Raw genomic sequence first — 451 nt, forward strand, 5'->3', positions numbered from 1 at the left:
GCTAGATTTTTGAAATTCTCTAAAGCTTTTCTTTTTTCTAAATCGATTTGAAGTATTTTTTGCATTGTTTTTCCTTTCTTTTGTGGCTTACTCTTTGATATTATGCTCTTTAGCATAAGCTCTTATCTTAGCTCTTAAATCCTCTGGAAAATTATATCTATAAATAGCAGGAATTCTTGGATCAAGAAGTCTATCAAGCTTATGTCTTTTATAAATAATTTCTAGTCTTTCAGGGCTATAGTATCTTGGAGCATTAGGATAGCCTTGAGGAGGAGTGAGGGCTGCTAGTTTAGCGCTTAATACTAGGGTATCCATAGTCAGTTTAGCAGATCTTTCATCTCTTTCGTTTCTAATATCTACATCAAATCTAGTTGCCATTCCATTTTTATATCCATCCATATAATGATCAAATTCTTTCCTGCTTTCAGGAGTAGAATCTATATCTCTTGGA

The 451-nt window shown here is 32.8% G+C and carries 1 pseudogene; it reads right to left on the minus strand.

The features are described 5' to 3' along the window. Window positions 1-87: 87 nt before the first annotated feature. A pseudogene (locus ELQ12_RS09895) lies at window positions 88-451 on the minus strand (hypothetical protein); the annotation flags it as partial.

Source organism: Campylobacter sp. US25a (assembly GCF_004379075.1).
Lineage (GTDB): Bacteria > Campylobacterota > Campylobacteria > Campylobacterales > Campylobacteraceae > Campylobacter_D > Campylobacter_D jejuni.